The sequence below is a fragment of the Alkalihalobacillus sp. R86527 genome (assembly GCF_042466185.1).
GTDB lineage: Bacteria > Bacillota > Bacilli > Bacillales > Guptibacillaceae > Guptibacillus.
On record NZ_JAXHBW010000001.1, the window covers coordinates 86,445 to 106,965 of the forward strand.

Annotated in this window: 18 protein-coding genes and 2 tRNA genes; all 20 read right to left on the reverse strand. The window is 40.6% G+C overall.

The genetic code is table 11. The features are described from left to right. Positions 1-84: 84 nt before the first annotated feature. The 20 genes from ftsH to SJY16_RS00650 all read right to left on the reverse strand — a co-directional run bounded on the left by ftsH (position 85) and on the right by SJY16_RS00650 (position 20,445). Positions 85-2,016 (reverse strand): ATP-dependent zinc metalloprotease FtsH, encoded by a 1,932-nt coding sequence (gene ftsH / locus SJY16_RS00555; protein WP_377887132.1) that lies wholly within the window; start codon positions 2,014-2,016, stop codon positions 85-87. Between the two features lie 70 nt (positions 2,017-2,086). Then, on the reverse strand, positions 2,087-2,626 hold the full coding sequence (hpt, locus tag SJY16_RS00560) for a hypoxanthine phosphoribosyltransferase (RefSeq protein ID WP_377887133.1): 540 nt from the start codon (positions 2,624-2,626) through the stop codon (positions 2,087-2,089). A gap of 21 nt (positions 2,627-2,647) precedes the next feature. Then, positions 2,648-4,033, reverse strand: coding sequence for a tRNA lysidine(34) synthetase TilS (gene tilS, locus SJY16_RS00565; RefSeq protein WP_377887135.1), 1,386 nt, complete (start codon positions 4,031-4,033; stop codon positions 2,648-2,650). Positions 4,034-4,105: 72 nt separating this feature from the next. Then, positions 4,106-5,077, reverse strand: coding sequence for a serine/threonine protein kinase (locus SJY16_RS00570; RefSeq protein ID WP_377887136.1), 972 nt, complete (start codon positions 5,075-5,077; stop codon positions 4,106-4,108). Next, a complete protein-coding gene (locus SJY16_RS00575; protein ID WP_377887137.1) occupies positions 5,046-5,777 on the reverse strand; it encodes a hypothetical protein in 732 nt (243 codons plus the stop codon). The genes SJY16_RS00570 and SJY16_RS00575 overlap by 32 nt, the downstream gene beginning before the upstream one ends. 75 nt (positions 5,778-5,852) lie before the next feature. Continuing rightward, on the reverse strand, positions 5,853-8,312 hold the full coding sequence (gene spoIIE, locus SJY16_RS00580; RefSeq protein ID WP_377887138.1) for a stage II sporulation protein E: 2,460 nt from the start codon (positions 8,310-8,312) through the stop codon (positions 5,853-5,855). Positions 8,313-8,821: 509 nt separating this feature from the next. Then, positions 8,822-8,896: transfer RNA gene (locus tag SJY16_RS00585), tRNA-Glu, on the reverse strand. 11 nt (positions 8,897-8,907) lie between these two features. Next, positions 8,908-8,984: transfer RNA gene (locus tag SJY16_RS00590), tRNA-Met, on the reverse strand. Positions 8,985-9,137: 153 nt separating this feature from the next. Further along, positions 9,138-9,590 (reverse strand): S1 domain-containing RNA-binding protein, encoded by a 453-nt coding sequence (locus SJY16_RS00595; protein WP_270182896.1) that lies wholly within the window; start codon positions 9,588-9,590, stop codon positions 9,138-9,140. Positions 9,591-9,665: 75 nt separating this feature from the next. Next, positions 9,666-10,049: an FtsB family cell division protein gene (locus tag SJY16_RS00600; protein WP_377887139.1), complete on the reverse strand. Its 384-nt coding sequence runs from the start codon at positions 10,047-10,049 to the stop codon at positions 9,666-9,668. Positions 10,050-10,061: 12 nt separating this feature from the next. Continuing rightward, entirely contained in the window at positions 10,062-10,652 is a 591-nt protein-coding gene (gene yabQ / locus SJY16_RS00605; protein WP_377887140.1) for a spore cortex biosynthesis protein YabQ, read from the reverse strand. Next, a complete protein-coding gene (gene yabP, locus SJY16_RS00610; protein WP_377887141.1) occupies positions 10,649-10,957 on the reverse strand; it encodes a sporulation protein YabP in 309 nt (102 codons plus the stop codon). The genes yabQ and yabP overlap by 4 nt, the downstream gene beginning before the upstream one ends. A gap of 126 nt (positions 10,958-11,083) precedes the next feature. Then, positions 11,084-11,344, reverse strand: coding sequence for an RNA-binding S4 domain-containing protein (locus SJY16_RS00615; RefSeq protein WP_270182898.1), 261 nt, complete (start codon positions 11,342-11,344; stop codon positions 11,084-11,086). A 13-nt stretch (positions 11,345-11,357) separates the two neighbouring features. Then, complete coding sequence (gene yabN, locus SJY16_RS00620; protein WP_377887142.1) at positions 11,358-12,818, reverse strand: bifunctional methyltransferase/pyrophosphohydrolase YabN; 1,461 nt, start codon at positions 12,816-12,818, stop codon at positions 11,358-11,360. Positions 12,819-12,822: 4 nt separating this feature from the next. Continuing rightward, complete coding sequence (locus SJY16_RS00625) at positions 12,823-14,415, reverse strand: putative polysaccharide biosynthesis protein (RefSeq protein WP_377887143.1); 1,593 nt, start codon at positions 14,413-14,415, stop codon at positions 12,823-12,825. A 104-nt stretch (positions 14,416-14,519) separates the two neighbouring features. Beyond that, positions 14,520-15,050 carry a stage V sporulation protein T gene (spoVT, locus tag SJY16_RS00630; RefSeq protein ID WP_377887144.1) on the reverse strand — a complete coding sequence of 177 codons (531 nt, stop codon included), beginning with the start codon at positions 15,048-15,050 and terminating at the stop codon, positions 14,520-14,522. A 148-nt stretch (positions 15,051-15,198) separates the two neighbouring features. Then, positions 15,199-18,732, reverse strand: coding sequence for a transcription-repair coupling factor (gene mfd / locus SJY16_RS00635; RefSeq protein ID WP_377887146.1), 3,534 nt, complete (start codon positions 18,730-18,732; stop codon positions 15,199-15,201). A 94-nt stretch (positions 18,733-18,826) separates the two neighbouring features. Then, positions 18,827-19,057, reverse strand: coding sequence for an anti-sigma-F factor Fin (gene fin / locus SJY16_RS00640; protein WP_377887147.1), 231 nt, complete (start codon positions 19,055-19,057; stop codon positions 18,827-18,829). Between the two features lie 56 nt (positions 19,058-19,113). Continuing rightward, positions 19,114-19,671, reverse strand: a complete 558-nt coding sequence (gene pth, locus SJY16_RS00645) for an aminoacyl-tRNA hydrolase (protein WP_377887148.1) — start codon at positions 19,669-19,671, stop codon at positions 19,114-19,116. 123 nt (positions 19,672-19,794) lie between these two features. Further along, positions 19,795-20,445, reverse strand: coding sequence for a 50S ribosomal protein L25/general stress protein Ctc (locus SJY16_RS00650; RefSeq protein ID WP_377887149.1), 651 nt, complete (start codon positions 20,443-20,445; stop codon positions 19,795-19,797). Positions 20,446-20,521: the final 76 nt, after the last annotated feature.

Consider the following 20,521-nt stretch of genomic DNA (forward strand, 5'->3'; position numbering starts at 1 on the left):
TGGAAACGCTTTCCGTCCATGTTCGTAAAGACCTGAGTATACAAAATAAAGCAGGATGTCTGAACGACACCCTGCTTCTATCATCTACTCTTGATCTTCATCAGATTCAGTTTTGTCTTCTTCTTTTTTAGAAATATTAACTTTCACGTCATCTTCTTCACCGTTAGCGTGATGACCTTCAGGTAACTTTCCATCTTCAACAAGAGAGCGAATCTGTTCAGCATCTAGTGTTTCTAAATCTTTAAGCGTTTCTGCCACTAGATTGAGCTTATCCCGGTTATCGGTAAGAATCTGACGACAGCGCTCATAAGAATCCTTGATGATCTTCTGAATTTCAAGATCGATTGTATGTGCGATCGAATCACTGTAGTTAGGATCATTTTGAATATCGCGACCAAGGAAGACATTTCCACCCTGACTTGAACCAAATTGCATAGGTCCAAGTTTCTCACTCATTCCATATTCCGTCACCATACTACGAGCGATAGATGTTGCACGTTGGAAGTCATTACTTGCTCCGGTACTTGCTTCACCAAATGTAATTTCTTCTGCAACACGACCACCTAGTAGTCCAATGATTTTATCTTCTAGCTCAGGCTTTGTCATTAAGTAACGATCTTCCTTAGGAAGGGTTACAGCATAACCACCAGCCTGACCACGTGGAACAATTGTAACTTTATGAACAATATCTGCATTATCTAGCTCAGTACCAATAATGGTATGTCCAGCTTCGTGATAAGCAACAATGTTCTTTTCTTTCTCAGAGATGACACGACTCTTCTTAGCAGGACCAGCAATCACACGGTCTGTCGCTTCATCGATGTCATTCATATCGATTTTCGTTTTGTCATGACGAGCAGCAACTAGTGCAGCTTCGTTCAATAAGTTCTCAAGGTCTGCACCAGAGAATCCTGGTGTACGCATTGCGATCGTCTTCAAGTCAACTTCATCACTTAGAGGCTTATTGCGTGCATGTACTCCAAGGATCTGTTCACGCCCGTTTACATCTGGACGGTTAACCGGAATTTGACGGTCAAATCGTCCTGGACGAAGTAGTGCCGGATCTAGAATATCAGGACGGTTAGTAGCTGCAACAATGATAATTCCTTCGTTAGCACTGAACCCATCCATTTCAACTAGGAGCTGGTTAAGTGTTTGTTCACGTTCATCGTGTCCACCACCAAGGCCTGCACCACGTTGACGACCTACAGCATCGATTTCATCGATAAAGATAATACAAGGAGCATTCTTCTTCGCGTTTTCGAATAGGTCACGTACACGTGACGCACCGACACCTACGAACATCTCAACGAAGTCTGAACCAGAAATTGAGAAGAAAGGCACTCCCGCTTCACCAGCTACTGCACGTGCTAGTAACGTTTTACCAGTACCCGGAGGTCCAACGAGAAGAACACCTTTTGGAATTCGAGCTCCAACGGCTGCGAACTTACGAGGATCTTTAAGGAATTCCACGACCTCAACAAGCTCTTGTTTTTCTTCGTCAGCACCTGCAACGTCTTTAAATGTTACTTTCTTCTTTTCTTCACTATAAAGCTTTGCTTTACTCTTACCAAAGTTCATAACACGGCCACCGCCGCCTTGAGCCTGGTTAAGTAAGAAGAAGAATAGAATAAAGATGATTACAAATGGAATGATGGAAGTGAAGAAAGTAATCCAGCCACTTTGTTCTGGAGCTTTCTCAACTGTGACATCCGTATTTTCACCAGCAGCAGAAAGAATGTTCTCTACTGCATTTTCAGAATCTGGTACATTCGTTACAAAGGTGTTTTCTTCACCTTCTTCAGTATTACCAGTAAGCTGACCTTGAACAGTGTAAACACCACGTTCAGGTTGTATCGTTAATTCTTGAATTTCACCATTACTAAGTTTCGATTGAAATTCGCCGTAATTTAAAACATTCGCTTCGTTGTTGTTTCCGTTAAAGAAGCTGACAACACCTACTACGACGAGGAAAATCAATAAATAAAATATTGTATTTCGGAAGATACGATTCATTCCTTACCTCCTCCCACGAACAGGAAACCATAGATTATCTTACCATATTGGCACATTGAACTACAACAAATCAACCTTGATATACTTCGGGCTTAAGAATCCCAATGAACGGAAGATTTCTATACCGTTCAGCAAAGTCTAGACCATACCCTACTACAAATTCGTCAGGGACGATAAATCCAGCAACGTCAGGTTTAAGGTCGACTTTTCTACCAGTTGGTTTATCCAACAGCGTTACAATTTTGATGGATTTTGCTTTTCGATATTTCAATAGATCAACAAGATAGCTCAACGTCAAACCACTATCGATAATATCTTCGAGAATGAGTACGTCTCGTCCTTCTACTGAAGTATCAAGATCTTTAATAATTTTAACTTCTCCAGAGGATACTGTTGAGTTACCGTAGCTTGAAACATCCATAAAATCCATTTCAAGATGGCACGTAATACGTTTCGTTAAATCACCCATAAAAGGTAGAGCACCTTTTAATACGCCGATGACAAGTGGAAAACGATCGTCGTATTCATCTGAAAGCTGTTTGCCCAGCTCACGGCATTTCTCTTGTATCTCTTGCTCACTAATTAATGTTTCTTGTATTTCATTTAACATCTGTGATCCTTTCCTCCCAGCCTATGTAGATAATTTTTTTTCGTAGTGCAGATGCACGAGCTTTTTCCCTTTTGCAGGTAGTATAACTTTTTCAGACCGCGTCAGTCCTGCTACCCAGATAATGTTACCATATGAATTCTCCACTATTGGCCAGACATCACGCTCTGAACGGTTTATTTTACGGTCGATAAAAATATCCTTTACCTTTTTTGTTCCAATCATGCCTTTTGGCTGAATTCGATCACCCGCTCGTCTTGAACGGACGATGACTGGGAACATTGTTTTCTCAATGATTAAATCCTCACCTGATAAATTCAGGGGCAGTTCATCCACTAGCTCAGCTGTAATGGTTCCTAATGGTGTTTCAACGGAACCTGAAATAGTTAGCTGTTCTGTATACGACTCTACACCCTCAAAAGTTTCAAAAGTAAAACAACAGGTGTCATAGGATTTCACTGCCTTTAATTCCAATGGCAAATCAAGGGAAGCTGAAGGATGCTCAGAATCGAGCAAAGACCGCAAATCCTCAATATGTATAGAAGAAAAAGGAGCATTGCTTTTGTAAAGATAGTTTAATATTAGATGAATCACTCTTCTTTGTAAAGGAATAGGCAAGTAATGATAGGACTTGATCTTGATCTTCACAAATTTGTCATTTTGATCAATGATCACATCTTCTAATCGCCTGCCCGCAAGCTCCATTAAATAATCTTCATCACTCTGCATCCGTTCACTATATAATTGATACCTTTCATGGACATTTGGATTTTCTTCCTTTAAGAAAGGAAGAACGCTTTTCCTGAAACGATTTCTCATATATCCTTCACTTTCATTAGAGGGATCGTTACGAAAAGAAAGGGAGTGCTGATTGCAATAAGAAAGGATTTCATCTTTCGTTACACATAAAAAAGGACGAATAAGAAGGCCGGTAGCAAACTTTCGTTTCACCGCGATGCCTGAAAGACCGGTTATACTTCCGTGAACTTGTCTCATCAACATCGTTTCGATTTGATCATCACCATGGTGCGCTAGCGCTAGACATGTCGCATTGTATTTCTCCATAACCCGTTCGAAAAACATATATCGACACTCTCTTGCCGCTACCTGGGTAGAAACTCTCTTCTCCTCTTTATAGCTGGCAACATCGATGGACGAAGACTCAAATTGAATTCCTTCTCTTTCGCACAGACGTTTAACAAAAACAAGATCATCAGCTGATTCTTCTCCGCGTAGCTTATGATCGACATGGGCCGCAATGACTTTTAGCTTTAACTTCGAGGCTAACCTATTTAAGTAGTGAAGGAGCGCTACAGAATCAGGACCTCCTGAAACACCTGCAACGATCACATCGTCTTCATGTAGTAAATCATGCTTTTGAATAAATCGGTCAACGTCCTGCAGCAACATCAAGTCTTCCTTTCTTGCGGTATATTTACAACTAATAACCTATCCGATTGGGAATGAAACATTCATTTATTTCTAAAACCCGTACCCAACTAAGTATAAGGTATAGATGGTTAGAATTAAAGCGAACAACAGCACGGTTTCAACCCATCTAGTCCTCTTATGTTTCTTCGTCTTTTTGGATTGTTTTCTTGTGGTCACTCTTGAGGTTGTTTTGACTCTTGCTGGTGATTTAGGTTTATCTTCTTGCAAAAGGGTAAATAGCTCATTCCTCATTTCCAGAGCATGCCGGTACTTTCCTTTCAGTGCTTTTTTCAGAATCACACTATAGGGTTTTAACATTGAAGCTGAATCAATCTTGCTTATCAAATATGCCTCTGAATTCTCCTTTGGACGATCGAAGCGTTTCGGGTATGCTGCATTAATAATAATCATGGCTGTCGCGAACAAATCATAGGAAGGCTCTGCAACTCTAGAGCCCATTCCCCAGTACCCTCGATCAAAGAACTCTGTGAATTCTTTAACAGATCTGCCTATAACTGTTGTGCCTCCGACATCTAACCACCTCATCTTTGGTGGTGCTCCTTCCACAAGAAGATTATCAGGCTTCAAATCTCCGAAGACCCAACCCTCCCTGTGCAGTGCTGACAAATCTCTTAGAAGCTGTAATATTAAAATGCCTAGCCACTCTTTTCCTCTCCGATGGATAAATGAAAAAAGCGGTTCACCATGAATATATTCCATTACATAGAAGGGATGACGCCTTCCGTTCACTTCCCAATCATCCATCTCATAGAAAAACGGTCCAAGAACGGATCCCTGGACCTTTGATAACTGTTTAAGAACGTTTACCTCAGAAGAAATCGACATCGTGTCATTGCCAACTTTTACAGCAACATGACCCTTCCGAGAGTTTGCTAGATAGACAGTACCCAGCGCTCCACTGCCAAGCCTTTTTTCAATTTGATAATTCTCTTTGTTCCATTTCCCTTTTATACTTGTTCCATATGAAACATTAGCTGCCTGACTCTTCGATGTATCCGTCATCTTCTAGCAGTCCTCTCTTTGAACGCTTTTTCTGATATGCATCGATTGCTTCCTTCAACGCAGGCCCGGTTGGCGTCACCCCACCTGATGATAGTTTCGGGAAAATCTTATGAATATCTTTCATTTGAGGCGTCCAACCCATTAACTGATCAACTTGTTTCTTCCTACCAGGAAAAGCATACAGTGAATATTCATTTTGACCTATTCTTGAATGAAGACTAATAGAGAGATCGAGCAGGGCATCTTCAACCGTAGGCAGTTTATGCTGCATACTCGCGCTAGTGTCGATCAATATCAACACTTCTAAATCCATCGTTTCCCCCAAATCATCCACTACCTCTACCACCTGTCCTCTTTTTTCTGGTGGCAAATCTTCTATCTCTTTCTCACTACCAAGGATTGTTTGTAATTCCTTATGAATAAACCCCTGAATCGTCTGAGTCATTGCCTTTCTTGTAACCATCTGTACAGTGTGCGATAGTTGGCGCGCATAAACCAACTGGTGAATCCCCCCGCCAGATAAAGCAATGTTCTCGATCTCCTTTAAGCCATCTGTCCGCTCATTTTCATCAAGAACTCCAATCACATTGACTGTCATTCCATATTCTCTTGCAAGCGCAGCCATAGCTACCGGATCTTCTCCCTGATTGGAGCATCCGTCCGTGATCAATAAAATCTGTCTCAGCGTTCCTTTTTTCATCTCGACCTACTCCCTCCTTTTGCTGTTACAAGCATCGCCTTCCGGAGGAGAGTTTATACATCAGTAATCAAGTCATCACTGTGCTTTTTTCTTTCTAAATGAAGGCGCTGAATAGATAGGAATGGTAGACCACTTTGGTATGTTACGCTTAACCTTTGCAACCACGACAGTCATATCATCATCGATTCTACCGTACTCTGTACGGATCACCTCTTCCATGATCAAATCAGCTACTTCCTGAGGCTTATCTGTGCTTAACTCTCTGATTTTGCGTTTCATCCAGAACTCTGGATTTTCAATGTTTTTAACCCCTTCATATATCCCATCACTCATCATGATCAGAAGATCACCAGCTTTTAGTTGTTCACTTACCACTTCAACATCAAACTCTGGAATGATCCCCATCGGTAGATTTGCAGATTCTACCATCATCACGCGGTCCCCGCGTTTGATAAAGCTTGGTATCGAGCCTATCTTCAAAAACTTGGCTGAAGCATCCTGCAAATCTACCATTGCGAGATCAAGCGTGGAAAAGATTTCATCGGTATTACGTAAGGACAGCACCGAGTTAACCGATTTAATAGCGACCGTTTCATCGATACCAGAATGAAGGATTTTCTGGAGAAGTTGAATGGTTTCTGTGCTTTCTTTATGTGCTCTCTCACCGTTCCCCATTCCATCACTTATAGCAATCGCATATTTTCCTGCTCCTAGTTCAATAGTTGAATGACTGTCTCCAGAAATCCATGCACCACCTTTCGCAGCATTTGCCACACCAGTTTCTACAAGGAATTCTTTCGCTGATCCAAAGTAAAGATGGCACGTTTGATGTTCGTGTTCAGCACACACTTCTTTTTTCACAATAATATTTTCTTTTAAAATATCAGAAAGCATTGGACCTATGACCTTCTCTCCCTCACCGCGCCCTCCACACGCTGGAATTTTCATCTCAATGTCTACATTACCTTCTTCGAGACTATAAATCTCAACCTGCCCTACCTCAAGACCCATGCTTTGAATTGCATCTATGATTTGGTCCTCTTGTTGATGTAAGTTGTCTCTTTCTTTTTGTATCTCTTTAGCGAAGTCTCCCATTACTTGTGAAACTCCTAGTAATTGGTCCGCTACTATCTTTCTACTCTCTCGGACCTGTTTCTTCAACATGCGATTGGCTTGATAATGACTCATTTCTTTGCCTATAATCTCGATTACTTTATTGGCTTTAATACAGTGTTGATCAAAATCACGTTTTAAACTATGGTTTCTTATCTCAGTCGTCTGCTCAAGTTCTTCCATAATGTTAGTCATGTGAGAATAGGTTGTATCGAAATCTCTCGCCCAGCACGTTTCCTTCTTAAAACATGTCTGACACGTTTTCTCCGTTACATGACTTAAGAAATAATCTACTTCCCGCTCTGACTGTTCTTCAGGTAATGTATCTGAATCAGAGAAGCTTGTAGATAAGGCTTGAAACAAACTTGAGAATTGTTCTACCCTACTTGCGGTAACATCTCTTACTTTTCTAAGATATTGTTGTTGCTCGTTAGCATGTTCAACTGTTCCAGGGATGTACTTAGATAATTGGGAGGTTATCCGTGATGGCGTACAAAAGAATAGAAGAACCGCAATACCAGACTCTATCAAATTAGGATACAGCAACTCTGGTCCACTACCATATAAGGCGATTAATAGCGTTCCAATAAGGAGCCCCATACCTACTCCAATTTTCCTTCCATCTTTCAGAAGTCCACCAAGCAACCCCGAAAAAGCTAGCATACTCATTTGATAGAGGCTGGCGACATTTGCGAGCGCAAGGATTAACCCTGTTACAACACCAACAGTTGATCCAATGGCTGCGCCGCCGACGTAAGCGAATATTAAGACAAGATATCGGGACAAGATATTTTCAATTGAGAAACCGTATATAACCCAACCAATCGTACCGGTTAACACCGTAGCAAGAAGAATGATAAAACTAATAATTTCTTCATTCTTTAAAGCCTGTGTTCGTTTTTTCACTGAAATGATTGGGATGCTTTGGATGAAGATGATGGTTAAGATCATTCCTAACGCACCTTCAACAACGGCCAAGATCCAATTGGTGTTCGCAAGCGTACCTTCCATGATTAAGCTCAGTACAAGTCTCCCCATCATACTTGTGATGAACACTAACACGGGGAGTGTCTTTATTAGTGACAAGGAGGAAAGTTTAATAAAGCGATTAATGAGAAGGAAAAACACGATTCCGATCATGATAAAACCTGTATTTTCTAAATTTGATGTTGAAACAGCACCAGCTAATAATGCCATCATGATCATAACCGTTCGTTCTTTTTTCAAAAAGAAAACTGCACCAAAGAAAGGAAGCGCAAATGGTGTGACTTGTGTGAGGATCACTGCTCGTCCAAGCAGAAAACCGATTGCAAACAGTAAGAGACCACGTTGGAACAACAATAGTTCAAGCTTTTCCTTTAACCCTTGAACCCACTTTCCCATCTTTGATCTTGATCGCTCCAAAACCAAATCGCTTTGCATTCCCGCACCTGCTTTCATCATTCTTATTTTACTGCCGAACATTACGAATAAGTTTGTGTTATTCATTAAAGCACAGGGAAAATTCACTTTTTGTCAAAAAAAGAAGCTAGAACAATTAAAAGTTCTCGACTTATTCGTGTGAAGCTTGTCATTAAGATGTAGACACAGGAAGAAATCTGTAAACACCTGGAAGATGAGGATTGTAGTCAATACCTTCTAACTTGAACGAGGGCAATGGTTGCTTTGTTTTTTTACATTAAATTGAGACAGGGAATAAAATCGTCGAAAAGAAGAGATAAAAGGGGATAAAAAACATAAAAAACCCTGCATTAATTTCTCAATGCAGGGTATATTTATTAGTTTAGCTTTTAGGTTTAGAAAATCAATTGTTTAAAAATTAGTGACCCTTATGGAATTCCGACGCGTTAGCTAGTCCTGCTGAACTATCATCTTGGGATGACTTCGGCAGGGGAACCCTTGGGTGAGAAGCCCGTAAGCTTCTTTGAAGATGGTGACCCGTACGGGATTCGAACCCGTGTTACCGCCGTGAAAGGGCGGTGTCTTAACCGCTTGACCAACGGGCCAAAGATAAAAATGGTAGCGGCGGAGGGGATCGAACCCCCGACCTCACGGGTATGAACCGTACGCTCTAGCCAGCTGAGCTACACCGCCATATTATCTGTGGCTTTTATAAGCACAAGATATATAATACATCGCCTGAAAGTATGTGTCAACTAGTTTTTTAGATAACTTATTCATAAAAAAACAGACATGCAAAAGCACGTCTGTTTAAGTTAATCCAATATATTTAGTAGACAACAAGGTCTAGCCGCGTCGAGCTCCACGCCCACCTCGTTTAGACTCAGTTTGTTTCTTCAAGGTTGAAAGGCGATCTTCGCTATCTTTAAGGAATTTACTCATCTTATCCTCAAACGACTCTACCTGCGGGCGTCCTCCTCCGCGTGGCTTTCCTTTGAAACCTCCACCACCGGGTCTTCCTCCACCAGGTCTTCCACTACTTCGTGGACGCTCTGATACAGGGCGATCTTTTGCCTTCTTAATTGATAATCCAATCTTACCGTCGTTCTCAACCTGGATTACCTTAACTTCAACCTGGTCACCTACTGATAGAAAATCATTGATATCCTTGACGTAGTTGTCTGCAACTTCACTGATGTGAACGAGACCTGTCTTTCCATCTGGCAGCTCAACAAACGCGCCAAAATTAGTAATACCTGTTACCTTTCCCTGTAACTTGCTGCCTACTTCGATTGCCATTTTAAAAAAAGCTCCTCCTTAAAATCTTTAAAAGATCAGTCGTATTTTAATTATACCTCTTTCGAAAACAACGTGTCAATTTGATGAAGAAGGAAGCTTGAATATTGTCTCGCCGGGTTTTGACATCGAGTAATCTCTTCTTGCTAATTCCCCAATATAATCTAAATTATTGAGCTTTTTAATCTCTTCCTTCAGATATTTCTCTTGTTGTTCGAGTTTGACTAGTTCTTCTTCGGCCTGCTTTTGCTGTATTTGTTTTTCTTTGATCGTTGCAGCTTGTGAAGTGAATACGGAGATAAATAGAATAGTTAGGACTAAAGCAGGTACCGCGAATGCAATAAGGCGGCGAATCAGACCTCTTCGTCTACGCTCTTTGACTTTATCTTGTAATTGTTGTTCCTTATTATAGTCCGAGTGTACCTCTGTTACTTTAGGCTTTCGCTTATTCGCAGAAACCAAGCTCTTCCCTCCTCACTTTCTAAATTTCATTAACCAGTTTTGTATGTAGTTCTTTATTGTATCGGCAATTCCTGCTGTTTTTATTAGCTTAGAACGAATTGACCGAGGAATCAATCTCCATAACAATAAACAACCCCACTTAACCGGTACCCAAAAGAGCTTGATAATAAACCAAAATATGGTTGTAATCATACTAACTAACATCATACATAAGCTCAATAGAAGTTTCAATATAAACAATACTGGTCGATAAACAAGATTTGTAACTAATGACTTTATAACATTTATGACACTCACTGTTATTATAATCATTCGTTCCAAAGTATGACGGTATAGCTGTTGAAATAATGCCCGATATGCTGCGTATCCACATAATAGCGCTAAAAATACATATAATCGCAATGATCCTTCATTCACAGTGAATAATACATAAAATATGAAAAGTCCTTGCAAAAGCCAAAACACAACATCATTGAGGTAAAGCCAAAGACTTTTGCTCCTCCTCGGATGAAGAAAACGGCTATAGGTATCCATGGCTACTCCCAGCCACACCCCCATAGCCACCATGGCAACCATTGTATAGAATTGAACGGTAAGCGTCATTTGAACAACTTGCTAAAGAACCCTTTAGCTTTATCCCCTTCATGATGATCCAGATAGCTAAGATCAAAAATCTTCCCCTCAATCGACACACGACCTTGCTCAACATTGAGATTTTTCATTTTTAGATGCTGTCCTCTTATTGCAAGGAATCCCATCGAAGTTTCGAGGAGAAACTCCTCGTTATCAAAGCTATCTACATGTTTTACTCCTGTAATTTCAAGTGATTTGCGGGCTTTCATGACAAGGTCATGATCAGGTGTACTTGCTGAATTTTCGTAAGAGCTATACTCATAATAATTATCCATCGCTCTCCCCCTCTTCTCGATACATTACTATGAGTAGATTTGGCGATTTAGAACAAGCTGTATAACTCTCTTTAAGCAATTAGAAACAAGGAATTTAGTGCACAAAAAAAGGCCGTTTCCGGCCTTTTACTCTCCTGCTGCTTCTTCTTTCAATATGGTAAACATATTTCCCGCTTCGTCTTTTTTGGTCGTTTCCTTCAGTTCATCGACTCGAGCTGTTACCTTTTTATGTCCGAATGAAATAACAAGTTCATCTCCAGGTTTAACGTTCGTCCCTGCTTTAGCCTTATTACCATTAACTTCGATTCGTCCTTTGTCACAAATTTCTTTTGCAATCGAGCGACGTTTAATTAATCTAGATACTTTAAGAAATTTATCTAATCTCATCGTTCTCTCCCCTTTACTTTATCCCTTTTGATTTCGCTTCTTCCCAATATTGATCCAATATTTCAAGCGACATGGCATCGATTAACTCGTTATTTTCTAATACTCGTTTCTCAATATATTGAAAACGTTTTTCGAATTTATGATTCGTGCGATGTAAGGCTACTTCGGGATCGATTTTATAAAATCTAGCAAGGTTTACAATAGCAAACAACAAATCACCAAGCTCTTCTTCTTGAGAATCATATGTGTGGTGTTTAACCGCCTCATAGAATTCGTCTAATTCCTCTTTAACTTTATCCCAAATTGGTTCAGCTTCATCCCAATCAAAGCCAACCTTTGCAGCAGCTTTCTGAAGTTCTGAAGCTCGCATCAAACCAGTTAACCCTTTCGTTATTCCATCAAGCTTGGAAGAAGTAGATCCTTTTTCTTCCTGCTTTACACGGTTCCAAACACCAACAACTTCTTCTTCTGTATTTACTTTCTCTTCCCCAAACACGTGCGGATGTCGACGTATAAGCTTTTCATTCAAATGGTAAATAACATCGTCGACAGAGAACATCCCATCATCTTCACCGATTTGAGCGTGCAGCATGACTTGCAGCAGCACATCACCAAGTTCCTCAGCTAAATGGTCGACATCCCCTGAATCGATTGCTTCAATGACTTCATAGGATTCTTCTAGTAAGTATTTCTTCAATGATTCGTGCGTTTGTTTCTTATCCCACGGACATCCATCTGGACCCCGCAGTGTCGCCACTACATTTCTTAACCATGAAAAATCTCGATATAAAATGGTTTCTTCCTGAACGGGAGGAACATAAACCGCTGTTAAATTATTCACTTCCACTGATCGATCAAGCTCAAACAACGGAACGGATAAGACGCTTTCGTCTTTACTCCCTGCAGCTTGCAGAATGGTTACCTCATAATCATCAGGAAGTAATTCCATAAGAGTTAACTTCACGTTCGAAGCTGTAAATTGGTCATAGACTTGAACAAATACGAGATGATTCCTTACCTGAACCTCATCTCTGATAAAACGTGTTGCATCGAGTATTTGGCACCCCTCAATAGGATCGATACGTACTGCAGTAAACAATGCATCAAGAAAACTTTGTCCTCCCGCTACCTCAACATCGATCCCTTGCTTCTTACTTTCATTCAGTAACAGTTGTACTGTAGCTTCTGCCATCATGGGGTGTCCAGGCACAGCGTAAACGAGTGACCCCTTTGTCGCTTCAGCCCACAGTTCATCTACAATCGCACGGTATGTCTGCTCAAAAGATTCATTTCCTTCATAAATATGATCAAAACCATGTATGTCTAATCCCTCGTTCGTAAGCTCTTGGATAACGGGGTGGTCTATTGTTCTTGCATACACTCGCTCTGCTGATTGGAGTTTGCGGTAGCTTCCCATTGAAAGCTGATCGAAATCACCAGCGCCCGTTCCTATTATTGTGATTTTATTATTCATGTATTTATGCTCCTTTACTGAGTTTCTGTTGTAGGGCAACCAATTTCTCTCCTTTTGGGAGCTGTAACAATTCAGTTGTAGTGAAAACACGAACCAAGATAACCGTAATACTTAATACGATGACGCCAACAATTGCCCCTGATAATGCAGCGACACTTGCAAACATACGCGATTGACTGGATGGAATGAACGTACAAAGCATCCATACTGAACCGCTCATCGCTATAAGAGCTAGCACAAATCGAAAGAAACGAAAAGAATATTTCTCTAATCCAATATGCGAATACACAGCTTTACTTGCTAACCCAGCAACTGCAAGAAAACCAACGACACTAGATAGTGCAGCACCATTGATTCCGATAACAGGAATGAGCAAGATGTTACCTAATGCTTTTACGATTACGCCAACCACTGTATACCGAGCAGCTAACCTCTCTAGTCCAATCCCTTGCAAAATACCTGCGGCGGTCATAGCAATTGCACAAAAAAGGATTGCTGCAGCAAGTATGCTTAATGTGAGCGACAAAGAATCATCTGTAAACAACATCGTGTTTGTGTCTCTCATAATAAGAGCAAGTCCCACCGACGCTGAAGCACCCGTAACAAAACTGATTTTTAATGCCAGTCCTGTTTTTTCCCGAAGGATATGGTAGTCTCGATTGGAAACCGCTTTAACAATAATGGGAACGATGGACAAGGAGAGGGAAGTCGCTAATACGGTTCCTACTTGAATCAGTGGTTGCCCTCGATCGTATATCCCCTTCGTTTCTTTTGCTTGATATGAATCTAACCCGTATTCGCCTAAGGCAGGAACGATCGTTAGTGCATCCATTAGCTGAAAAAGAACCATAATCAGAACGCTCACACAAATTAATGTACCTTCTGATAATAGTCTGCGACCGACCTCGAAGATTTTTGTGAAATTAATCGAAATCTCTTTCTTCCTTTCTGTTCTCTTCTTCATACGGAGAAAAGTAAGAAGGATAAGCGCTAATAAACCGCCTATCAAAGACCCAACCGCGGCACCAGTACCAATTGTATAAGCATTATGGTGATTTGCAACTAAAGTAATCGATATAAGAAGAATCGCCGTCACTCGCACTGACTGCTCCGTAACTTGTGACCAAGCAGTTGGAAGAACATTTTCATTACCTTGAAAATATCCTCGTATAGAAGCGATCCCTGGCATTAATAGAAATGAAAATGAAGTGGCTTTTAAAGGAACTGTTAGATCTGAATCTTCCATTAATTCAGCGATCAATGGGGCACCAAAGAAAAGAAAACTAAACCCAACTACTCCTAACATGCTTAAAATATAAAAACTGTATCGAGAAATTTGTTCTGCTTCCTCATACTGCTCACCTGCTAGTTTCTCGGATACAAGTTTAGAAACGATGACCGGAAAACCATATGTAGCTAAAATGATTGTAATGGAATAAAAGGGATATATTTGTTGGTATACGTAAAAACCAATGTCCCCCGCAATATTTTGATAAGGAATTCGATATCCGACGCTTAACACCTTCATAAAAAGTGCTACGGCTGTGAGCAAAAATGCGCCGTGCCAAAATCCTTTTTGAACTTCGCTTGTATTCATAGTCACCCGCCATACTTACAACTTCTAATTATGTACGAATTATATCATAACACCATATTTTACAAATAAAAAAATGGAGGCAACGAGGCCTCCATTAGCTTGTCCTATTGTTCCATCTGTTTAGCCAGAAAACCAGCTGCTGTTTCTGAGAGCTTTTGTTCTAATTCAGTAACTTGCCCAGCTTCTTTCGCTAGCAAAATAACGGATCCAATCGGGTCTCCATTTGCAATAATAGGAGCGATAACATGCCCGGTGTCATTTGGGACACTGTCAATAAGTTCGGCATTTTCTGGATTAAGAAGACATTTGCGTTCATCCATAGACTTTTCTACAGTGCTTCCAATACTCTTGTTCATATACTCTTTTTTCGGGCCGCCTGCAGCAGCAATGTACACATCACGGTCAGAAATCAAAGCAATGTGCCCTGAGTGCTCTGCTAGTGATTCCGCATACTCTCTTGCAAAATCACCCAATTCGCTGATAGGGGAGTATTTTTTTAAGATTACTTCCCCTTCGCGATCCACGAAAATCTCCAGTGGATCTCCTTCTCTGATTCTAAGTGTTCTGCGAATTTCTTTCGGGATGACAACACGACCTAAGTCATCAATACGACGAACGATACCTGTTGCTTTCATCTAAGTTGCCTCGCTTTCTGGAAATATAAGTAATTTCTTCAACCATTGATGATTAGCTGATCTACAATATCTTTCCATTAGTATCTTTTCGTCTATTGAGTTCTATTCATAAAACTGTCAAATTTATGTTGTTCACCCAAAATCGCCTTTATTTCGCATTCATCGGTTGTTGCATCGCTTTCTTCATTTTCTTTAACACTTTTTCAACAAGCTGAAGGTGAGCCTTCGTTTCCAGCCCTCTTCCTTTAACGGTTATCGAGACTTTGTTACCCTCTGCTCCTAGTGCTAATTTGTTTCCATATTCATTCGCTACTTCAAAGATTGTTTCTCCTCCGATTGCTTCACGAGCAGACTCATGGAATAGAAGCTTGATATCTTTCTTGCTGCGGCCAATCTTTTCAACCTTCAATTCTTTTGCCATTTCCTTTAAGCGAGAAATTTGGAAAAGATAAGCGACCTCTTCAGGGAAATCACCGAATCGATCCATCATCTCATCTTGAAGATCCATAATATCCTTTAACGATTCAATCGAACGGAAGCGTTTGTACATGTCGATCTTCTGTTTTTCATCGCTAATATATGTTCCTGGAATATAAGCATCGACCTCAACATCAATTTCAACCGTGAACTCAGGTTCTTTCGGCTTGTCACCTTTTCGCTCCTCAATAGCATCCTTAAGCATTTGTGAATAAAGGTCAAAACCAACCGAGTCTATAAAACCATGCTGCTCAGCACCAAGTAAATTCCCAGCACCTCGAATGGAAAGATCTCGCATCGCGATTTTGAATCCTGAACCTAACTCAGTGAATTCTTTAATCGCTTGCAACCTTTTCTCTGCAACTTCTGTAAGCACTTTGTCTCTTTGATACGTGATGTATGCATAAGCCACCCGATTCGATCGTCCTACACGTCCTCTTAGCTGATAAAGCTGAGAAAGCCCCATTTTATCACCGTCATACACTAAAAGAGTGTTTACATTTGGTATATCTACACCCGTTTCAATAATTGTTGTACTTACTAATACATCATAACTTCCATCAAGGAAATCAATCATAACTGATTCGAGCTCATTTTCACCCATTTGCCCATGCGCGAAGGTAACACGTGCTTCTGGAACGAGTGTCTGAATTTGATCAGTCATATACTCGATCGATTCAACTCGGTTATACAAAAAGTAAACTTGACCCCCGCGAGCAAGCTCCCGCTCTATCGCTTCTCTTACTAGCGTCCCACTATGTTCAACAACATACGTTTGGACTGGGAAGCGGTTCTCAGGCGGAGTTTCAATGACTGAAAGATCTCGGACGCCTAGCATAGACATGTGTAGCGTACGCGGAATTGGAGTTGCTGTAAGCGTAAGTACGTCCACATTTGCTTTTAATCTCTTTATCTTTTCTTTATGTGTAACGCCAAATCGCTGTTCTTCATCAACGATCAATAACCCTAATTGGCTATAGGTTACATCCTTGGAAAGCAGACGATGGGTACCGATTACAATATCAATCGTGCCATTCTTCAAGCCTTTGATTGTTTCGTTCTGTTCTTTTCTGGAACGGAAACGACTCAATAAACCTATATTAATAGGATGGTCAGCAAATCGTTCTCGAATCGTTTCGAAGTGTTGTTGCGCGAGAATGGTAGTAGGAACAAGCAACGCTACTTGTTTTCCATCCATAATCGCTTTAAACGCAGCACGAATACTCACTTCGGTTTTCCCATATCCTACATCCCCGCAAAGGAGACGATCCATCGGACGAGATTTCTCCATATCTTCTTTTATTTCTTGGATTGCCCTCAGCTGATCATCCGTTTCTTGATAAGGGAATGCCGCCTCAAACTCTTTCTGCTCGAGCGTATCTTTCTCGAAGCTATGACCGACACTCGCTTCTCTGTCAGCGTATAGCTTGATCAAATCATCCGCAATATCTTCAACGGATGATTGTACTTTACGCTTTACTTTCTTCCATTCCGTTCCGCCCAATTTATAGAGCTTAGGTTCTTTCCCTTCTGACCCTACGTATTTTTGAACTTGATCAATTTGATCCACCGGAACGTATAAATTGTCATTCCCCGCATAGCTAACGTAGAGGTAATCTTTATGGATTCCTCCAACATCAAGCGTTTTAATACCAAGATATTTTCCTATACCGTGGTTAACGTGTACGATATAGTCGCCAACTTTTAGTTCGGAATAACTCTTGATACGTTCAGCGTTCGACATCTTTTGTGAGCGACGAGGCTTTTTGGATTGCTTAGTAAACACTTCTGCCTCAGTTAATACGGCTAGTTTTTGCATTGGAAGCTCAAAGCCTCCATTCAAACTACCGATTAACATCTGCGGTTTGTTATGAGAGATCGGTGTATCTTGTTCTACAACCATCGCATCAATTTCATAATCTTCTAGTACACGTTCTAAGCGTTTACGACGTTCTTTGGTTGCAGCAAGAAAGACAATCGCCATCCCACTCTTTTTCCACCGTTCAATTTCAGTTGTTAACACCTTCATCTGGCCATGGAAATTCTGCATCGCCTTACAAGAAACATTGATGATGTTTTGTGGATTCGTAAATGGAACATGCCTCAAAAAGATAGATAAGTATAGTGTTACGTGATCAGGTTGTGAAAACAATGCATCATATGACCTCGACAAAGAAACAGATGAAACAATCTCTCCTTGTTTTAAGAGAGCAGTTTGCCACTCGGCTTCTTCCTTGTCCAGATCTGATGACATTTCCTGAATGCGACTAACCTCATCAAAAACGACCAAACCATCCTCTGGCAAATAATCTAGTAAACTGGCTGGTTGATCGTAATAAAAGTCCATGTACTTGATAATGCCTTGAAAGTTCTGTTTATTTTTCAATTGATCGATTTCATACGTAATGTTTTGGTGCATCGCTTCTTTAGCCTTCTGATCTTTCACTTTGTTGAGGGAAGACTGAAGTTCTTTCTGCAGTCGCTCTGCCCCTTTTTCGAACTGTTCTGGGAACAACACAACCTCTTCTGCTGGCCCTATTGTGATATGTTCTGTCTTTTCAGCAGAACGCTGTGACTCGATATCAAAGAATCGTATCGAATCTACTTCAGTATCAAATAATTCAATTCGAATAGGGTGATTTTCTGTTAAAGGATAAACATCAAGAATTCCACCACGCACACTAAACTCGCCTGGAGAAGATACCATCGGAACCCGATCATACCCAAGCGATACAAACGTATTAAGAGTTTCTTCGAGAGATATGTCATCTCCCACTTTAAAAGAAACCTGACTCTTCTCCCAGATTGCTTTTGGAGGCAAATAGCGACGCACGCCTGATATAGGTGCGATAACAATTCCCTTTTTATTTTTGATCCAATAATTCAAAGCTTCCATTCTCTGGCCTCTTAACTCAGGACTAGCAATTGCTATTTCTGAGGAGATCAGTTCATTTACGGGATATAAATAGACTTCATCAGCTGGAACCAGCTCACTCATATCCTCATAGAGTTTTTGAGCTTGAAACAAGTTATGGGTAATAATGAGCTGGGGACGCTTTGTTTCATGGTAAAGGGAAGCCATTAAAAGCATGCGTGCAGAACCAGATAACCCTGCGACAAGCTGCTCTTTAAGTCCTTCTTTTACTCCTGAAAAGATAGACTGAAATTCATCACCTTTACTAAAATATTCTCTTAGGCCTAACATCGTTTGCTTATTCTCCCCTCTCATTCTTAAAAGCAACGAAACATCTATGTTCTTTTAAGAACGCAAAAATGCTTTGGTTTTCGCCCAAAGCCTCTTATTGAATAAATGTGTCTAACTCATGATAGGATGGCGTTCTTTCCATCGCTTCATGACAGTCTTCGCAGATTGTCTTCACCTCAATTGTACCATCCTGCTTATATTGAAGCATCGATTGTCTCTCTTCCTCTGTTAGCTGATGAAAACCTAGCCCATCTAGTGAACAATCGTTTTGTTTAAGTGAACCAACCTCGACATAACAATGCCGGCAAACATAATTAATATCCATAGTTATCCTCCCTGTCACTACCTATTCCTAGTATTGACGGGAGAAAGAACGGATATTCAAGCGTTATATTGATTCATAACTTCTGGGAAAGATTCAGTTGTCCACGCTTCACATGCTTTTACAGTTCGTTCAATCGCTTCTTGAATGGAAGGTTGCTCTTCCTTTGAGAAAGGCTTTAACACATAATCAATAACAGAATCCCTACCAGAACGATCGATTCCGATCCGAACCCTCTTAAATTCTTGAGAATGAACATGCGCAATAATAGACTTCATGCCATTATGGCCACCAGCACTACCTTTTTGACGTAATCTCACTTTGCCAGTTGGTAGGTCTAGGTCATCATAAATGACAAGCAGGTCATCCACCTCAATATTGAAATATTCCATGAGGGGCCGAACAGATTCACCTGATAAGTTCATATATGTTTGTGGTTTGAGTAAATAAACTGTCTCTCCATTTACAATACCTTTTCCATATACCCCATTAAATTTTTTTGAATCAATCGAAATGCCGAGCTCCTTTGAAAGTTCATCTATTGCCATAAACCCTACGTTATGGCGGGTATTATTAAATTTCTTGCCTGGATTGCCAAGACCTACTATAAGTTTCAACGGTTAACGTCCTACCTTTCGTTACTTTTCTTCTATCGTATCAAAAAAACAGCTCATTATTCATTAAACAAAGAAATAAATCTTGTAAAAAAGACGTAACCAGGCAGGTTACGTCTTTTTTGGCTATTCTGTTTTAGTTGTTTCGTCGTCTTTGTCTTCTGCGTCAGCAGGTGGTTCTTCTGCTACTTCGTCAGCTTCTTCTTCATCTTCAACAGGCTCTTTTGTCGGAGGCACAACTGATGCGATTGGTTCTTCTCCATCAGCCGTTACTTCGTATTTATTACCCTTCGGAAGATCGCTAACTAGAACAGCGTCTCCTACATTCAACTCAGAAATATCGATATCGATACTATCTGGGAAATCATTAGGTTTTGCTTTTACTGTGATTTCATGAAGCATTTGCTGCACGACGCCACCGTCTTTGTCTCCTTGTGCTGTTCCTTTTAGATGTACAGGAACTTCTGCTTCAACTTCTTTATCAAGATCTACAGAATAGAAGTCAACGTGCATGATTTGGTTTTTCAGATGATCTACCTGCATGTCATAAACCATTACAGGGTATTTACCTTGTCCTTCAAAATCAAGCTCGATTACACCGTTCTTACCTACTTCACGGTATACTTTGATGAACTCTAGTGCATCAACAGAAACCGGTGCGCTACTGCGATCCTTGCCGTACAATACTGCTGGAAGTCCTTCTTGTTCTTCACGCAGTACTCTTAATTCGCTTCTTTTTGTTGTATTACGATCTAATGCTTTCAATGTTGCTGCCATTTGGAAATCACCTTCCTGAATAGGTTTTATGTCTTCTATATGAATACCCTTATCCAGTTAGGAATAAACCCATGTT

Bases quoted from the DNA above. Each gene is read 5' to 3' on its own strand.
- SJY16_RS00575 (WP_377887137.1), bottom strand. From the start codon at position 5,777: ATGAAAAAAGGAACGCTGAGACAGATTTTATTGATCACGGACGGATGC.
- tilS (WP_377887135.1), bottom strand. From the start codon at position 4,033: ATGTTGCTGCAGGACGTTGACCGATTTATTCAAAAGCATGATTTACTA.
- ftsH (WP_377887132.1), bottom strand. From the start codon at position 2,016: ATGAATCGTATCTTCCGAAATACAATATTTTATTTATTGATTTTCCTC.
- SJY16_RS00615 (WP_270182898.1), bottom strand. From the start codon at position 11,344: ATGAGATTAGATAAATTTCTTAAAGTATCTAGATTAATTAAACGTCGC.
- mfd (WP_377887146.1), bottom strand. From the start codon at position 18,732: ATGTTAGGCCTAAGAGAATATTTTAGTAAAGGTGATGAATTTCAGTCT.
- SJY16_RS00650 (WP_377887149.1), bottom strand. From the start codon at position 20,445: ATGGCAGCAACATTGAAAGCATTAGATCGTAATACAACAAAAAGAAGC.
- SJY16_RS00625 (WP_377887143.1), bottom strand. From the start codon at position 14,415: ATGAATACAAGCGAAGTTCAAAAAGGATTTTGGCACGGCGCATTTTTG.
- spoVT (WP_377887144.1), bottom strand. From the start codon at position 15,050: ATGAAAGCAACAGGTATCGTTCGTCGTATTGATGACTTAGGTCGTGTT.
- yabP (WP_377887141.1), bottom strand. From the start codon at position 10,957: ATGGATAATTATTATGAGTATAGCTCTTACGAAAATTCAGCAAGTACA.
- SJY16_RS00570 (WP_377887136.1), bottom strand. From the start codon at position 5,077: ATGACGGATACATCGAAGAGTCAGGCAGCTAATGTTTCATATGGAACA.
- SJY16_RS00595 (WP_270182896.1), bottom strand. From the start codon at position 9,590: ATGGCAATCGAAGTAGGCAGCAAGTTACAGGGAAAGGTAACAGGTATT.
- yabN (WP_377887142.1), bottom strand. From the start codon at position 12,818: ATGAATAATAAAATCACAATAATAGGAACGGGCGCTGGTGATTTCGAT.
- yabQ (WP_377887140.1), bottom strand. From the start codon at position 10,652: ATGACGCTTACCGTTCAATTCTATACAATGGTTGCCATGGTGGCTATG.
- fin (WP_377887147.1), bottom strand. From the start codon at position 19,057: ATGGATATTAATTATGTTTGCCGGCATTGTTATGTCGAGGTTGGTTCA.
- spoIIE (WP_377887138.1), bottom strand. From the start codon at position 8,312: ATGCAAAGCGATTTGGTTTTGGAGCGATCAAGATCAAAGATGGGAAAG.
- hpt (WP_377887133.1), bottom strand. From the start codon at position 2,626: ATGTTAAATGAAATACAAGAAACATTAATTAGTGAGCAAGAGATACAA.